The organism is Magnetospirillum fulvum MGU-K5 (genome assembly GCF_000442515.1).
In the GTDB taxonomy this organism is placed as follows: Bacteria; Pseudomonadota; Alphaproteobacteria; order Rhodospirillales; family Magnetospirillaceae; genus Phaeospirillum; species Phaeospirillum fulvum_B.
On record NZ_AQPH01000072.1, the window covers coordinates 1 to 17,100 of the forward strand.

Sequence of the window (17,100 nt, forward strand, 5' to 3'; positions counted from 1 at the left end):
CCGAGATGGTGATGCCGGGCGACAACGTGAAGATGAGCGTTGTGCTGATCGCCCCGATCGCGATGGATCAGGGCCTGCGTTTCGCTATCCGTGAAGGCGGTCGTACCGTCGGTGCGGGAGTGGTTGCCAAGGTCCTCGAGTAGCTGTATAAGGGCGGCCTCCGGTAAGACCCGGGGGCCGTAGCCGCCGCCCCGGCGATCCGGGACGGCAGCGACTGCAGGAGTGTAGCTCAACTGGTAGAGCACCGGTCTCCAAAACCGGGGGTTGGGGGTTCGAGCCCCTCCACTCCTGCCACGCTGTTCCCCCAGGCTTCCGCCAGCGTGCGGCATCAACTGTAAGAGACATGGCAAAAACGAGCCCGGCCCTCTTTTTCAAGCAGGTCCGTCAGGAGATCGCAAAGGTCACCTGGCCCACCCGCCGCGAGACCGTCATCTCGACTCTCATGGTGTTCGTGATGGTGGTGATCACCGCCACGTTCTTCCTGATCGTCGATCAGTTTTTTGCCACGACCGTCAAGTTCCTGTTCGGTCTGAAAGGTTGAACGGGTATGTCGACAGCACGTTGGTACGTCATTCACGTCTATTCCGGCTTCGAAAAGAAGGTTGCTCAGTCGATTCGTGAGCAGGCCGAACAGAAGGGCATGGCCGATCTGTTCGATAAGGTCCTGGTCCCGACCGAGGAAGTCGTCGAAGTCCGGCGCGGAACCAAAGTCAGTGCGGAGCGGAAGTTCTTCCCCGGCTATGTGCTGGTGCGGATGAACCTGACCGACGACACCTGGCATCTGGTCAAGAATACGCCGAAAGTCACCGGCTTCCTGGGCGGCAAGGGCCGTCCGGTGCCGATCACCGAAGCCGAGGCCGAGCGGATCATCCGTCAGGTTCAGGACGGGGTCGAGCGTCCGAAGCCGTCGATTACCTTCGAGGTTGGCGAACAGGTTCGGGTGTCCGACGGTCCGTTCACTTCCTTCAACGGTTTGGTCGAGGAAGTCGACGAAGAAAAAGCCCGCCTCAAGGTGGCGGTGTCGATCTTCGGTCGCTCCACTCCGGTCGAACTGGAGTACACGCAGGTCGAAAAGATCTGAAGTTTTTAGGCTCGGGGTATCGCAGCGCGGTTATTCGCGACGCGGTGCCCCGAGCCTGTTCGTTCCCGTTCCGGATGTCCCGGAATTGGGGTCAAGGGGGCGGGAGGCCAGCCTGAGGCCGCACCGCCACCTCTGGTGACAGACAGAGGATCGTTAAGATGGCAAAAAAAGTTGTAGGCTATATCAAGCTGCAGGTCGCGGCCGGCAAGGCGAACCCGTCGCCGCCGATCGGCCCGGCGCTGGGTCAGCGCGGCCTGAACATCATGGAATTCTGCAAGGCTTTCAATGCTCAGACCCAGGGTCTCGAGCCGGGCATGCCGATTCCGGTGGTGATCACCGCTTATTCCGATCGTACCTTCACCTTCGTGACCAAGACCCCGCCGGTCAGCTTCTTCCTGAAGAAGGCCGCTGGTATCGCCAAGGGGTCGCAGACCCCCGGCAAGGGCACCGTCGGTCAGGTCACGATGGCTCAGATTCGCGAAATCGCCGAGAAGAAGATGCAGGACCTCAACGCCAATGACGTTGACGCGGCTTGCAGCATGATCGTCGGTTCGGCGAAGTCGATGAGCCTCAAGGTTGTGGAGTAAGCAGATGGCACGCGAAGGAAAGCGCCTGAAGGCGGCTTACGCCGAAGTCAACCGTGACAAGTTCTACACCCTCGCCGAGGCGGTGGCGCTGGTCAAGTCGAACGCGAAGTCGAAGTTCGACGAAACCATCGAAATCGCCCTCAATCTCGGCGTCGATCCCCGCCATGCCGACCAGATGGTCCGCGGCGTGATCGAACTGCCGCACGGCACCGGCAAGACCGTCCGCGTCGCCGTGTTCGCCAAGGGCGACAAGGCCGAGGAAGCGAAGAAGGCTGGTGCCGATATCGTCGGTGCCGAAGACCTCTTCGAGACCGTTAACGGCGGCACGATGGATTTCGACCGCTGCATCGCCACCCCCGACATGATGGGTCTGGTGGGCCGTTTGGGTAAGGTTCTCGGGCCGCGCGGCCTGATGCCGAACCCGAAGCTGGGCACCGTCACCACCAACGTCGTCGAGGCGGTGCGCGCGGCCAAGGCCGGTCAGGTTCAGTTCCGTGTCGAGAAGGCGGGTATCATCCACGCCGGTATCGGCAAGGCGAGCTTTGACGAAGCCAAGCTGGTTGAGAATATCCGCGCCTTTGTCGACGCGATCATCAAAGCCAAGCCGCAGGGCGCCAAGGGCACCTATCTGAAGAAGGTGTCGCTGTCCTCGACGATGGGTCCGGGTCTCAAGCTGGATGCCGGCACCATCGTGGTGTGATGACGCGCCTTCGGGCGTATGAGGTTTCCCTTTCCTTTCGAGGAAAGGGGATGGGAAGTCGGTCCGCAAAGACCGGCTTCCCGCACCTGTCCAAGACCGCAGGCGCCTGACGTCGGATCATTCCGGCCAAGGCTTGATGGGATTTCCCGCCTGCCGAGACAGAAGAAGAAAGAACGTGCCGTCGGGGCTCCGTTACGGAACCCGCCGGTTTACGGCTTGAAGCTTCTGGGACAGGCCACCGGCCCTGGATGGACGGTTCGTCCGACCGGAAGGGGCCTTGGGCAATGAACCGAAGCCGCCGCCTCAAGGCTTGAAGATAGCCCGGGCGGGCCGGGTTCGGCTCGATGTTTGGAGACGAACGTGGACCGGACACAGAAGAAAGAGTGGGTCGGGTCGCTGCATGAGACGCTCGGGGAAGTCGGGCTCGTCATCGTCACCCAGTACAAGGGCCTGACGGTTGCCGAAATGACCTCCCTCCGCGTCAAGATGCGCGCGGCCGGGGCCAGCTTCAAAGTGACCAAGAATCGTCTCACCAGGCTTGCCCTTGGTGGTACCGAGTTCGAGAACCTTGACGACCTGTTCGTCGGTCCGACCGCCATCGCCGTTTCGCGCGATCCGGTTGCCGCCGCTCGGGTCGCCGTTGAGTTCGCCAAGACCAACGATAAGCTCAAGATCCTTGGTGGATCGCTGGGCAATCAGCGTCTTGACATCAACGGCGTGAAGGCTTTGGCCGAACTGCCGTCGCTCGACGAGCTGCGGGCCAAGCTGGTCGGCATGATCTCGACTCCCGCCACCCGTATCGCCGGCGTGCTTCAGGCGCCCGCGGGCCAGTTGGCCCGGGTTCTGAAGGCGAAGGCGGACAAGGACGCCGCGTGAGCCCCCTTTTTATCCCAAGTTTCAAGCTTATCTCAGGAGAGTATGAAAATGGCTGATCTTGCCAAGCTGGTTGACGATCTGTCGGCCCTGACCGTCCTCGAAGCCGCCGAGCTGTCGAAGCTGCTCGAAGAGAAGTGGGGCGTTTCCGCCGCCGCTCCGGTCGCCGCCGCCGCCGCCCCGGTTGCCGCTGCCGCCGCTGCTGAAGAGCAGACCGAGTTCGAGGTCATCCTCGTCGACGCCGGCGACAAGAAGATCAACGTGATTAAGGAAGTCCGCGCCATCACCGGCCTGGGCCTGAAGGAAGCCAAGGACCTCGTCGAGGCCGCTCCGAAGCAGGTGAAGGACGGCGTCAGCAAGGACGAAGCCGAGAAGCTGAAGAAGGTCCTCGAGGAAGCCGGCGCCAAGGTGCAGGTGAAGTAGGATCGCTTTCTGGCGAACGTACTGGGGGCCGGGATGCGTTTAACGCCTCCCGGCCCTTGGGCGCTGGATTATGACGACGCCGTCACCGGGTCCGGTGGCGGGAAGGTCCGCCCTTAGACGGGGCGGTTGAATGAGGCTCCGCAAGGAGCCGGCGTGCCAACGGCACGCGGTCCGGGACAGATGATCCCGGGCGGCTAGTGTGTTGGGCCTATACCGACGAAAAGACGAGGAGCGGCAATGGCTAAATCCTATACGGGTCGCAAGCGGGTGCGCAAAAGCTTCGGGCGGATCCCGACCGTCGCGCCGATGCCGAATTTGATCGAGGTGCAAAAAAGCTCCTACGATCACTTCCTCCAGATGGACGTGCTGCCCGAGAGCCGCGCCAGTGTCGGCCTCCAGGAGGTCTTCCGGTCCGTCTTCCCCATTAAGGACTTTTCCGAGCGTGGCACGCTGGAATTCGTCCGCTACGAGCTGGAAACCCCCAAGTACGACGTCGAGGAATGCCAGCAGCGCGGCATGACCTTCGCCGCGCCGCTGAAGGTGACGCTGCGGCTGGTGGTCTGGGATGTCGACGAGGATACCGGCGCCCGCTCGATCCGCGACATCAAGGAACAAGACGTCTATATGGGCGACATGCCGCTCATGACGTCGAACGGCACCTTTGTCATCAATGGCACCGAGCGCGTCATCGTTTCGCAGATGCACCGCAGCCCGGGCGTGTTCTTTGACCATGACAAGGGCAAGACCCATTCGTCGGGCAAGTATCTGTTCGCTGCCCGCGTCATTCCCTATCGCGGCTCCTGGCTGGACTTCGAGTTCGACGCCAAGGATCAGGTCTATGTCCGCATCGACCGCCGCCGCAAGCTGCCGGTCACCACGCTGCTCTATGCGTTGGACGGGGAGGCTAGCGCCGGTCTGCGCGCCGCCCGTGCCGCCGAGAGCCGCGCTGTCGAGCCCGGTGAAGTCCAGGGCATGACCGCCGAAGAGATCCTGTCGTATTTCTACGAGAAGGTGATCTACACCCGTGGCCCGAACGGTTGGAAGACCGTGTTCGACGCCGAGCGGTTGAAGGGCGTCAAGCTCGTTTCCGACCTGATCGACGCCGCCACCGGCGAAAAGGTCGCCGACGCCGGCACCAAGATGACTCCGCGTTTCGGGCGCAAGCTGAAGGATGCCGGTCTGACCGAGATCCTGGTCGCGCCCGAGGACATGATCGGCCAGTATGTCGCCGAAGATCTCATCAACGAGGTCACCGGCGAGATCTACACCGAGGCGGGCGACGAACTGACCGCCGCTCTGGTGGCCGAACTGGAGAAGGTGGGGATCACCGAACTGCCGGTTCTCGCCATCGATCACATCAATGTCGGTCCCTATATCCGCAACACCCTGGCGGTCGATAAGAATTCGAGCCGCGAGGAAGCGCTGATCGACATCTACCGGGTGATGCGTCCGGGCGAGCCGCCGACGCTGGAAACCGCCGAGGCGCTGTTCCAGGGTCTGTTCTTCGATTCCGAGCGCTATGACCTGTCGGCCGTCGGCCGCGTCAAGATGAACTCGCGCCTCAACACCCCCGAGGTGGCCGATACCGTGCGCGTGCTGCGCAAGGAAGACATCCTCGGCGTGATCAAGGTTCTGGTCGAGCTGAAGGACGGCAAGGGCGAGATCGACGACATCGATCACCTCGGCAACCGTCGCGTCCGTTCGGTCGGCGAGCTGATGGAAAATCAGTATCGCGTCGGTCTGCTGCGGATGGAGCGGGCGATTCGCGAGCGGATGTCCTCGGTCGATATCGACTCGGTGATGCCGCACGACCTCATCAACGCCAAGCCTGCGGCGGCGGCGGTCCGTGAGTTCTTCGGCAGCTCGCAGCTGTCGCAGTTCATGGATCAGACCAATCCGCTGTCGGAAATCACCCACAAGCGCCGCCTGTCGGCGCTCGGGCCGGGCGGTCTGACCCGCGAGCGCGCGGGCTTCGAAGTCCGCGACGTTCATCCCACCCATTACGGCCGTATCTGCCCGATTGAGACGCCGGAAGGCCCGAACATCGGTCTGATCAACTCGCTGGCGACCTATGCCCGCGTCAACCAGTACGGCTTCATCGAAGCCCCGTACCGCAAGGTTGTCGATGGCGTCGTCACCACCGATGTCGTCTATCTCTCGGCGATGGAAGAGGGACGTTACACCGTCGCTCAGGCCAATTCCGAGTTGAATGCCGAAGGCCGCTTCGCCGACGATCTGGTCTCGTGCCGTCGCGCCGGTGAATTCGTGATGGTGCCCCCGTCCGAAATCAACATGATCGACGTCAGCCCGAAGCAGCTGGTGTCGGTCGCCGCCGCGCTGATCCCGTTCCTGGAAAACGATGACGCCAACCGTGCCCTGATGGGTTCGAACATGCAGCGTCAGGCGGTTCCGCTGATCCGCGCCGAAGCGCCGCTGGTCGGTACCGGGATGGAGCAGGCGGTGGCCCGCGATTCTGGCGCGGCGATCACCGCCCGTCGGACCGGCATCGTCGATCAGGTTGACGCGACCCGCGTCGTGATCCGCGCCACCGAGGAAACCCAGGCGACCGCCTCGGGCGTCGATATCTACAACCTGCTGAAGTTCCAGCGGTCGAACCAGAACACCTGCATCACCCAGCGTCCGCTGGTGAAGGTCGGTGATCTGATTCAGAAGGGCGACATCATCGCCGACGGCCCCTCGACCCAGTTGGGCGAGCTGGCGCTGGGTCGGAACGTGCTCGTCGCCTTCATGCCGTGGAACGGCTACAACTTCGAAGATTCGATCCTGATCTCCGAGCGCATCGTCCGTGACGACGTGTTCACCTCGATCCATATCGAAGAATTCGAAGTGATGGCCCGCGACACCAAGCTTGGTCAGGAAGAAATCACCCGCGACATTCCGAACGTCGGTGAAGAAGCCCTGAAGAACCTGGACGAGGCCGGCATCGTTTATATCGGTGCCGAGGTCAAGCCGGGTGACATTCTGGTCGGCAAGGTTACGCCGAAGGGCGAAAGCCCGATGACTCCGGAAGAAAAGCTGCTGCGCGCCATCTTCGGCGAAAAGGCGTCCGACGTTCGCGACACCTCGCTGCGGCTGCCCCCGGGTGTTGCCGGTACCATCGTTGAGGTCCGTGTCTTCTCCCGCCGTGGCGTCGAGAAGGACGAACGTGCCCTGGCGATCGAGCGTTCGGAAATCGAACGTCTGGCCAAGGATCGTGACGACGAACGCGGCATTCTCGAACGCTCGTTCTTCGCCCGTCTGAAGCAGCAGATCAACGGCCGCAAGGTCGTGTCCGGTCCGCGCGGTGTCCGTGCCGGTGTCGTCCTCGACGACGCCACCCTGGACGCTCTGCATCCGAGCGCGTGGCGCAACATCGCCATCGAAGACGATGCGGTGATGGCCGATGTCGAGCAGTTGAAGCGGGCGTTCGACCAGCAGGTCGAGAAGCTCCAGGAGCGGTTCGAGAACAAGGTCGAAAAGCTCCAGCGTGGCGACGAACTGCCGCCCGGCGTGATGAAGATGGTCAAGGTGTTCGTTGCGGTGAAGCGCAAGCTTCAGCCCGGCGATAAGATGGCCGGTCGTCACGGCAACAAGGGCGTCATCTCGCGGATCATGCCGCTGGAAGACATGCCTTATCTCGAGGACGGCCGTCAGGTCGATCTGGTTCTGAACCCGTTGGGCGTGCCGTCGCGCATGAACGTCGGTCAGATTCTCGAGACCCATCTGGGCTGGGCCTGTGCCGGTCTCGGCCAGCAGATCGGCGACGTGCTCGATCAGGTTCGCCGCAGCAATGCGTCGTTGCCCGATCTGCGCGACAAGCTGAAGGACGTCTATGGCGAGGTGATCTTCAACGACGAGATTACCGACCTGCCCGACGCCGAGATTCTTGAACTCGCCAACAACCTGCGGCCCGGCGTGCCGATCGCGACCCCGGTGTTCGACGGTGCCCGCGAAAGCGACATCGTCGAGATGCTGACCAAGGCCAACCGCTCGACCTCGGGTCAGGTCACCCTGATCGACGGTCGCACCGGCGAGCCGTTCGATCGTAAGGTCACGGTCGGCTACATCTACATGCTGAAGCTGCACCACTTGGTCGACGACAAGATCCACGCCCGTTCGATCGGACCCTATTCGCTGGTTACTCAGCAGCCGTTGGGCGGTAAGGCCCAGTTCGGTGGCCAGAGGTTCGGTGAAATGGAAGTCTGGGCGTTGGAGGCCTACGGTGCTGCCTATACGCTTCAGGAAATGCTGACGGTGAAGTCGGACGACGTGTCCGGCCGCACCAAGGTTTACGAGGCGATCGTCCGTGGCGACGAAACCTTCGAAGCGGGCATCCCCGAATCGTTCAACGTGTTGGTCAAGGAACTGCGCTCGCTTGGCCTCAACGTTGAACTGACTCAACGGGATTTCTAACCGATACGACCTGTGGCGGGGGTGCCCCGGCGCCTCCGCCGCCCCCCGACAAGGTCACACGGGAGCATGTCGATGAACGAACTTATGAAGATCTTCGGTCAGGGTGGTTCTACCCCCACCTTTGACCAGATCCGGATTTCCATCGCCTCGCCCGAGCGCATCCGCTCCTGGTCGTTCGGCGAGATCAAGAAGCCCGAGACGATCAATTATCGTACCTTCAAGCCCGAGCGCGACGGCCTGTTCTGCGCCCGCATCTTCGGGCCGATCAAGGATTACGAATGCTTGTGCGGCAAGTACAAGCGGATGAAGTATCGCGGCATCATCTGCGAGAAGTGCGGCGTCGAAGTGACGCTGGCCAAGGTCCGGCGCGAGCGCATGGGCCATATCGAGCTGGCCAGCCCGGTCGCCCACATCTGGTTCCTGAAGTCGCTGCCGTCCCGCATCGGTCTGCTGTGCGACATGACCCTGAAGGACCTGGAACGGATTCTCTATTTCGAGAATTACGTCGTGGTCGAGCCGGGTCTGACGCCGCTGAAGCTGCGTGAGCTGCTGACCGAAGAGCAGTACATGCGCGCCGTCGACGAGTTCGGCGAGGACGCCTTCACCGCCAAGATCGGCGCGGAAGCGATCCGTGACATGCTGTCGGTGATCGATCTGGAGGCCGAGAAGGCCCAGCTCAAGATCGACCTCAAGGAAACCACCTCCGAGGCCAAGCGCAAGAAGCTGGTCAAGCGGATGAAGCTGGTCGAGGCCTTCCTTGAATCCGGCTCGCGCCCGGAATGGATGATCCTGGAAGTGATTCCGGTCATTCCGCCGGAACTGCGCCCGCTGGTTCCGCTTGATGGCGGCCGCTTCGCCACCTCGGATCTGAACGACCTCTATCGTCGCGTCATCAACCGCAACAATCGTCTGAAGCGGCTGATCGAACTGCGCGCCCCCGAGATCATCGTCCGCAACGAAAAGCGGATGTTGCAGGAGGCGGTCGACGCCCTGTTCGACAACGGCCGTCGCGGCCGCGCCATCACCGGCGCGAACAAGCGGCCGCTGAAGTCGCTGTCCGACATGCTGAAGGGCAAGCAGGGCCGCTTCCGTCAGAACCTACTCGGTAAGCGCGTCGATTATTCCGGCCGTTCGGTGATCGTCGTCGGTCCCGAACTGAAACTGCACCAATGCGGTCTTCCCAAGAAGATGGCGTTGGAGCTGTTCAAGCCGTTCGTCTATTCCAAGCTCGAACTGTACGGCATGGCCACCACCATCAAGGCGGCCAAGCGGATGGTGGAAAAGGAACGTCCCGAGGTGTGGGACATCCTGGAAGAGGTGATCCGCGAACACCCGGTGTTCCTCAACCGCGCCCCCACGCTGCACCGTCTGGGCATCCAGGCGTTCGAGCCCACCCTGATCGAAGGTAAGGCGATCCAGCTGCATCCGCTGGTTTGCACCGCCTTCAACGCCGACTTCGACGGCGATCAGATGGCGGTTCACGTGCCGCTCTCGCTGGAAGCCCAGCTTGAAGCGCGCGTGCTGATGATGTCGACCAACAACATCCTCTCGCCCGCCAACGGCAAGCCGATCATCGTGCCGTCGCAGGATATCGTTCTCGGTATCTACTACATCACGATGGATCGGGACGAAATGCCCGGTCAGGCGCTGAAGATCCGCACGGTCGAAGAGTTGCGGGGCGCGCTCGACAACAACTCGATCCTGTTCTATTGCCCGACCGAGCCGTCCAGCCCGATCGACACCACCGATCTCGACGGCCTGCTCGACCGCATCGCCCGCCGCGACGTCACCGCGCATCTGCGTGTCAACGTCTCGTCGCGTGACGCGCTCGCCGCCGGTCTGGCCAGCGGTCACCTGCGTCTGTTCAACGTCGCCAAGCCCGGCACCGCTTTGACCTTCGCCACGCCCGAAGAGGCCGAAGCGGCGGTGAAGGACGGTCGCGCTTTGCTCTATCGCGTCCCCGTCTTCGTCAACATGGCCGAGATCGAGGAAGCGCTGACGGCAAAGACCATCACCCTGCATTCCCGGATCAAGGCCCGCTACGACACCGTCGATAGCGAAGGCAACCCGGTGACCCGGATCGTCGATACGACCCCGGGCCGGATGATGCTGTCAGTGATCCTGCCGAAGAACAAGAACGTTCCCTTCTCGCTGATCAACCGTCTGTTGACCAAGAAGGAAATCCAGAACGTCATCGACGTCGTCTACCGCCATTGCGGTCAGAAAGAGACGGTGATCTTTGCCGACCGCATCATGGGCATCGGCTATTCCAACGCCTTCAAGGCCGGCATTTCCTTCGGCAAGGACGATCTCGTCATTCCGCCGGAAAAGGAACAGCTGGTCGGCGAGACCGAAGACAAGGTCAAGGAATACGAGCAGCAGTACCAGGACGGTCTGATCACCCAGGGCGAAAAGTACAACAAGGTCGTCGATGCCTGGTCAAAGTGCACCGACGACGTCGCCGACGCGATGATGAAGCAGATTTCGAGCCAGGCGCCCGGAAAGCCGATCAACTCGATCTACATGATGGCTCACTCCGGTGCTCGTGGTTCGGCCGCTCAGATGAAGCAGCTCGCCGGTATGCGTGGTCTGATGGCCAAGCCGTCGGGTGAAATCATCGAGACGCCGATCATCTCGAACTTTAAAGAAGGCCTGACCGTGTTGGAGTACTTCAACTCCACCCACGGTGCCCGTAAGGGTCTGGCCGATACCGCGCTGAAGACCGCGAATTCGGGTTACCTGACCCGTCGTCTCGTCGACGTCGCTCAGGACGCGATCATTTGCGAAGACGATTGCGGCACCACCAACGGCCTCACCGTTTCCCCGGTGATCGAAGGTGGCGAAGTGATCGCCTCGCTGGGTGAACGGATCCTCGGCCGTTCCGCCGCCCGCGATATCGTCAATCCGGCCACCGGCGAGGTCATCGTCCCCGCCGCGGTCATCATCGACGAGAACGCGGTCGAGCAGATCGAGTCCGCCGGGATCGAAACCGTCTCGATCCGCTCGGTCCTGACCTGCGATTCCGAAGAAGGCGTTTGCGGCGCCTGCTACGGTCGCGATCTGGCCCGGGGCACTAAGGTCAATGTCGGCGAAGCGGTCGGTGTTATCGCCGCCCAGTCGATCGGCGAGCCGGGTACCCAGCTCACCATGCGTACCTTCCACATCGGTGGTGCCGCGCAGCGCGGTGCCGAGCAGTCGAGCATCGAATCCTCGATCGACGCGACGGTTCAGGTCATCAACCGGAACCTCGTCGTCAATTCGAGCGGCTCGAGCATCGTGATGAGCCGCAATTGCGAAGTGGCGTTGTATGACGCCAACCATCGCGAACGCGCCCGTCACCGCGTGCCCTATGGTGCCAAGCTGCTGGTCGATGAGGGACAGGTCGTTACCAAGGGCACCAAGCTGGCCGAGTGGGACCCCTACACCCTGCCGATCATCACCGAGCGGGCTGGTGTCATTCACTACGTCGATCTGATCGAAGGTCTGTCGATGCGTGAGGTGGTTGACGAAGCCACCGGCATCGCCAGCAAGGTGGTCATCGACTGGAAGCAGCAGCCGCGTGGTGCCGATCTGCGTCCCCGTATCACGCTCAGAGACGAGCGGGGCGAGGAAGTGGTGCTGGCCAACGGTCTGGAAGCCCGCTACTTCATGTCGGTCGATGCCATTCTGTCGATCGAGAACAACAGCAAGGTCAACGCCGGTGACGTGCTGGCGCGTATCCCGCGTGAATCTTCGAAGACCCGTGACATCACCGGCGGTCTGCCGCGTGTCGCCGAGTTGTTCGAAGCGCGCAAGCCCAAGGATCACGCCATCATCTCCGACATCGACGGTCGCGTCGAATTCGGCAAGGATTACAAGTCCAAGCGCCGTATTCTCGTCGTGCCCGAGGATGGCGATCCGGTCGAATACCTGATCCCGAAGGGCAAGCACATCTCGGTGCAGGAAGGCGATTACGTCCGCCGCGGCGATCCGCTGATGGACGGTAATCCGGTGCCGCACGACATCCTGAAGGTGATGGGTGTCGAGGCGCTGGCCCAGTACCTGATCAACGAAATCCAGGAGGTCTATCGTCTCCAGGGCGTGAAGATCAACGACAAGCACATCGAGGTGATCGTTCGCCAGATGCTGCAAAAGGTCGAGATCACCGAGCCCGGCGACACCACCCTTCTGGTCGGCGAACAGGTCGATCGCACCGAGTTCGACATCGAGAACGCGAAGTCGATCCGCGAGGGCGGGCGTCCCGCTTCGGCGACCCCGGTGCTCCAAGGCATCACCAAGGCGTCGTTGCAGACCCATTCCTTCATCTCGGCGGCCTCGTTCCAGGAGACCACCCGCGTGCTGACCGAGGCGGCGGTGTCCGGCAAGGTCGATACCCTGAACGGGTTGAAGGAAAACGTCATCGTCGGTCGTCTGATCCCCGCCGGTACCGGCGCGGTGATGAACCGTCTGCGCGAGATCGCTGCCAAGCGCGATCGCGATATGGCGGTCGAGGCCGATGTCGGTGCCGAACAGATCGCGACGGCCGCGATCTCGCAGGCCACCACCGAACCGCCGCCCGCCGCCGAGTAATCGGTTTCGGACGACGAACAGAGAAAACCCCCGTCTCGGGTCACCGAGGCGGGGGTTTTTCGTTGCGGGGTTAGTCGGTCGTGAAAAAGTCCTTCGGCCTTTGGCCTCAGTGTACTTTTCCCCGGTTCAATTTGTCCGGGTTACACGGAAACAGCCGACCCGTCTTGGCTGACCCCCGGGTCAAGCCCGGGGGTGACGGTCCTAAACGGCGATACCGTCGAAATCGGAGAAACTCAAAACCCTTACTTCCAGATCGGCGTGCCCGAGCCGGGCAGGCCGTATTCGCTCCACCGTTTGGTGACCTGCTCGATGATGTCATCGCTCATCCGCAAGGTGACGCCCCATTCGCGGTGAGTCTCGGGCGGCAGCTTGTTGGTGGCATCAAGCCCGATCTTGCCGCCCAGGCCGGATTCGGGGCTGGCGAAATCGAGATAATCGATCGGGGTTCCCTCGACGACGGTGATGTCGCGGGCGGGGTCCATCCGGGTGCTGACCGCCCACATCACGTCCTTCCAGTCGCGGACATTGATCTCGGCATCCACGACGATGACGAACTTGGTGTACATGAACTGTTTCAGGAACGACCAGATGCCGAACATCACCCGCTTGGCGTGGCCGGGATAGGCCTTCTTGATCGAGACGACGGCGATGCGATAGCTGCACCCTTCAGGCGGCAGCCAGAAATCGACGATCTCGGGGAATTGCTGGGTCAGCAGCGGGATGAACACTTCGTTCAGCGCCTCGCCCAGCACGCTCGGCTCATCCGGCGGCCGTCCGGTGAAGGTCGAGAGATAGATCGGGTTGCGCCGCATCGTGATCGCCGAAACCCGGAACACCGGGAATTTTTCGACCGAATTGTAATAGCCGGTATGGTCGCCGTAGGGGCCTTCGTCGCCATACTCGTCGAGCATGACATGGCCTTCGAGCACGATCTCGGCCTCGGACGGAACCTTCAACGGCACGGTGCGGCATTCGACCAGATCGACCTTGCGCCCGCGCAACAATCCGGCGAACTGGTATTCCGACAGGGTTTCCGGCACCGGAGTCACCGCCGCAATGATGGTGCCGGGATCGGCCCCGATCACCACCGCCACCGGCAGCGGCTCGTGCTTCTTCGCCGCCCAGCGCTGGTAATGCTGCGCCCCGCCACGATGTTTCAGCCAGCGCATCAGGGTGGTGTTGCGGCCGGTCACCTGCATCCGGTAGATGCCGAGATTGTAATCGTCGCGGGAATCGTGGTCGGCACCCTCGGCGCTGGGACCGCGGGTCACCACCAGCGGCCAGGTGATCAGCGGGGCGGGTTCGCCCGGCCAACAGCCCTGGATCGGCAATTGGGTCAAATCGACGGCATCGCCGGTCAGCACGACTTCCTGGCACGGCGCGGCGCCGACGGTGCGCGGACGCATCGCCATCACCTGTCGGGCCAGCGGCAGCAGGCCCAGCGCCTCGCGCAGGCCGCCCGGCGGTTCGGGTTGTTTCAGGAAGGCCAGCGTCTCGCCGACCTCGCGCAATTGCGACGGCTCGCGATCCATCCCCCAGGCGACCCGTTCGACCGTGCCGAACAGATTGACCAGCACCGGCATGTCGTAGCGCGAGCCATCCGGCTTCAGCACGTTTTCGAACAGCACCGCCGGTCCGCCCTCGGCGAGCAGACGGGTTTGAATCTCGGTCATTTCGAGATGCGCCGACACCGGGGCCCGGACCCGGCGCAGGCGGCCGGTCTCTTCCAGGCGTTGGATGAATTCACGCAATGATTCGTAGGGCATTCACTCAGGTCTCCGGCAGGCTCGGGCGGCTTTAAGGGGACGACGGAACCGAGGTCCCCGTCAAGCCCCAGCCTTCGCGCGCGCGCCTGCTTCACGGGGAAACGATTTGCTTGTACTATCCTAAAGGGGAAGGGCTCATCCAATCCGGGGTTGAAGCGGCGTCATGGCTGTGGTTCAGAAAGAGCAGCGATATCGCGTTCTGATCGAATTGGGCATCGCCCTCTCGGCCGAGCGTAATCACAATCGGCTGATGGAGAAAATTCTCCAGGGTGCCAAAGGCATGTGCAATGCCGATGGCGGTACGCTGTACCTCGTCACCGAAGACAAAGACGCCCTGCGGTTCGAGATCATGCTGAATGATACCCTCGACATCGCGATGGGCGGCACCACCGGCAAGGCGATCCCGTTTCCCCCGCTGAAGCTGCATGACGATGACGGCGCCCCCAATCATCGCAATGTGTCGAGCCACTGTGCCCTGACCGGGACGACGATCACCATCGCCGACGCCTATCACGTCGATAGCTTCGATTTTTCCGGCACCAAGAGCTTTGACCACAGTACCGGCTATCGCTCGAAATCGTTCCTGACCGTTCCCTTGAAGAATTACGAAGGCGAGATGATCGGGGTGTTGCAATTGATCAACGCCCGCGACGAGGCCAATCAGGTGATCGCCTTTGGCGATGACATCGTGCCGCTGATCGAGGCGCTGGCCAGTCAGGCGGCGGTGGCGCTCGACAATCAGCGCCTGATCGAGGCGCAGCGGACTCTGTTCAAAAGCTTCATTTCGGTGATCGCCGGATCGATCGACGCCAAAAGCCCCTATACCGGCGGCCATTGCCATCGGGTCCCGGCGGTCACTTTCATGCTGGCCCAGGCCGCCTGCGAGGCGAAAGAGGGGCCGTTCGCCGATTTCTCGCTGACCGAGGACGAGTGGTACGAACTGGAGATCGCCGCCGGTCTGCACGATTGCGGCAAGGTCACCACCCCGGAATACATCGTCGATAAGGCCACCAAGCTGGAGACGATCTATAACCGCATCCACGAAGTGCGGATGCGGTTTGAGGTTGCCAAGCGCGAGGCGGTGATTGCCTGCCTCGACGGGCTGCTGGCCGGGACCGAAGCGCCGGAGGTGCTGACCCGCCGCCGCGACGAGACCCTGGCCCGGCTCGATGACGATTTCGCTTTCGTCGCTGAGTGCAATGTCGGCGGCGAGTTCATGGCCCCCGAGAGGGTCGAGCGCCTGAAGGCGATTGCCGCCGGAACCTGGACCCGCACCCTGGACGACCGGCTGGGCCTGTCGATCGACGAATTGCGCCGCCGTCCCGCCGCGCCGACGCTGGCACCTGCGGTGGAATCTCTGCTGGCCGATCAGCCGTGGCACAAGATCCCGCACGAGGCCCCGGTCGATATCGCCCGCTACGAGGCCGAGGGCTTCAAGCTGTTGCCGCTGGAAAACCGCTACGATCTGGGTGAAATCTACAATCTGTGCATCGGACGCGGTACCCTGACCGCCGAGGACCGCTTCAAGATCAACGATCACATCGTCCAGACCATCCTGATGCTGAAGGCATTGCCGTTCCCGCGCAATTTGGCGCGGGTGGCGGAATGGGCCGGGGGGCATCACGAGAAGATGGACGGTACCGGCTATCCGCGTGGTCTGACCCGCGAGCAGATGTCTCTGCCTGCCCGGATGATGGCGATTGCCGATATTTTCGAGGCGCTGACCGCCGCCGACCGCCCCTACAAAAAACCAAAGACCTTGTCCGAATCCCTGAAGATCATGTCGTTCATGGCCAAGGACCAGCATATCGACCCCGATCTGTGGCTTCTGTTCCTGCGCTCGGGGGTGTGGCGGCGCTATGCCGACGAGTATCTGCGGCCCGAGCAGGTCGATCGCGTCGATCTCGCCGCGTTGCTGCCCGCGTCGGCCTGATCCGGGCCGATATGGCCAGCCTGCGCGCCCATCTCGCCGCCAGCGTCGATGGCTTTATCGCGGATCGGGACGGGTCGGTCGCGTGGCTGGCGGCCTATCCCAGCCTGTCCGACGGGGCCGAGGCGTTCCTGGCTGGAATCGGAACCCTGGTGATGGGGCGCTCGACCTATGAGGCCAACCGCGCCGGTGGCGGCTGGCCCTATGGCGGGCGGCGCTGCCTGGTGGTGACCTCCCGGACGATCGACACTGCCCCGGACGGGGTCGAGCCGTGGCTGGGCGATCTGGCGATGTTGGCCGACGATCTGCGCCAGAGCGCGGACGGTGATGTCTGGGTGGTGGGCGGCGGCAAGGCGATCCGCGCTTTTCTCGACCTTGGCGCGATCGATTACCTTGACCTGTTCGTCGTGCCGTTGCTGCTGGGCGATGGCCGCGCGCTGTTCGTGCCGAGCGAGATCGCCACCCGTCTGACCCTGCTGACCAGCAAGGTTTATCCGGACGGCGTCGTCCGTCTCAGCTACCGGGCGGGGTAGGGCGGACGAGGTCACGATTTCGTCATCGTTTCCCGTCTGGACAGGGGGAGGGTGGCAGGCTATGACAACCCCGCAACCCTCCAGCCTTGAGTATCCCAGCATGAGATGGAGCCTTCCCAAGGTCGCGGTGTCGCCCGATCTGAAGCCCAATCTGTGGGATTTGGCTCTGATTCCAGTCGTGTTCGCCTTGCTGGCTCTGCTCGCCTATGGCGGGGCGCAGATGAT

The 17,100-nt window shown here is 62.5% G+C and carries 12 protein-coding genes and 1 tRNA gene; 12 read left to right on the forward strand and 1 reads right to left on the reverse strand.

Annotated features, from left to right (window positions below):
* The 10 genes from K678_RS18345 to K678_RS14460 form a co-directional block, all read left to right on the forward strand.
* The coding region (locus tag K678_RS18345; protein ID WP_021133206.1) for an EF-Tu C-terminal domain-related protein at positions 1-143 on the forward strand (143 nt) is incomplete at its 5' end.
* A gap of 75 nt (positions 144-218) precedes the next feature.
* Positions 219-294, forward strand: a tRNA-Trp gene (locus tag K678_RS14420).
* A 49-nt stretch (positions 295-343) separates the two neighbouring features.
* Positions 344-541, forward strand: coding sequence for a preprotein translocase subunit SecE (secE, locus tag K678_RS14425; protein ID WP_021133207.1), 198 nt, complete (start codon positions 344-346; stop codon positions 539-541).
* Positions 542-547: 6 nt separating this feature from the next.
* Complete coding sequence (gene nusG / locus K678_RS14430) at positions 548-1,081, forward strand: transcription termination/antitermination protein NusG (RefSeq protein ID WP_021133208.1); 534 nt, start codon at positions 548-550, stop codon at positions 1,079-1,081.
* A gap of 158 nt (positions 1,082-1,239) precedes the next feature.
* The gene (gene rplK, locus K678_RS14435) at positions 1,240-1,668 is read left to right on the forward strand and encodes a 50S ribosomal protein L11 (protein ID WP_021133209.1); all 429 of its coding nucleotides are present in this window, start codon (positions 1,240-1,242) and stop codon (positions 1,666-1,668) included.
* A 4-nt stretch (positions 1,669-1,672) separates the two neighbouring features.
* Positions 1,673-2,368, forward strand: coding sequence for a 50S ribosomal protein L1 (rplA, locus tag K678_RS14440; RefSeq protein ID WP_021133210.1), 696 nt, complete (start codon positions 1,673-1,675; stop codon positions 2,366-2,368).
* A 360-nt stretch (positions 2,369-2,728) separates the two neighbouring features.
* On the forward strand, positions 2,729-3,244 hold the full coding sequence (gene rplJ / locus K678_RS14445) for a 50S ribosomal protein L10 (protein ID WP_021133211.1): 516 nt from the start codon (positions 2,729-2,731) through the stop codon (positions 3,242-3,244).
* Positions 3,245-3,292: 48 nt separating this feature from the next.
* Positions 3,293-3,664 carry a 50S ribosomal protein L7/L12 gene (gene rplL / locus K678_RS14450; protein ID WP_021133212.1) on the forward strand — a complete coding sequence of 124 codons (372 nt, stop codon included), beginning with the start codon at positions 3,293-3,295 and terminating at the stop codon, positions 3,662-3,664.
* Positions 3,665-3,901: 237 nt separating this feature from the next.
* Positions 3,902-8,077, forward strand: a complete 4,176-nt coding sequence (gene rpoB, locus K678_RS14455; protein ID WP_021133213.1) for a DNA-directed RNA polymerase subunit beta — start codon at positions 3,902-3,904, stop codon at positions 8,075-8,077.
* A gap of 72 nt (positions 8,078-8,149) precedes the next feature.
* Entirely contained in the window at positions 8,150-12,646 is a 4,497-nt protein-coding gene (locus tag K678_RS14460; RefSeq protein ID WP_039853361.1) for a DNA-directed RNA polymerase subunit beta', read from the forward strand.
* Between the two features lie 242 nt (positions 12,647-12,888).
* Here the strand turns inward: K678_RS14460 and K678_RS14465 are convergent, their stop codons facing one another.
* The gene (locus K678_RS14465) at positions 12,889-14,412 is read right to left on the reverse strand and encodes a UbiD family decarboxylase (protein WP_021133215.1); all 1,524 of its coding nucleotides are present in this window, start codon (positions 14,410-14,412) and stop codon (positions 12,889-12,891) included.
* Positions 14,413-14,575: 163 nt separating this feature from the next.
* On the opposite strand from K678_RS14465, the gene K678_RS14470 reads away from it, so the two are divergent.
* Positions 14,576-16,345, forward strand: a complete 1,770-nt coding sequence (locus K678_RS14470) for an HD family phosphohydrolase (RefSeq protein ID WP_021133216.1) — start codon at positions 14,576-14,578, stop codon at positions 16,343-16,345.
* A gap of 11 nt (positions 16,346-16,356) precedes the next feature.
* Positions 16,357-16,875 carry a dihydrofolate reductase family protein gene (locus tag K678_RS14475; protein WP_021133217.1) on the forward strand — a complete coding sequence of 173 codons (519 nt, stop codon included), beginning with the start codon at positions 16,357-16,359 and terminating at the stop codon, positions 16,873-16,875.
* Positions 16,876-17,100 lie beyond the last annotated feature (225 nt).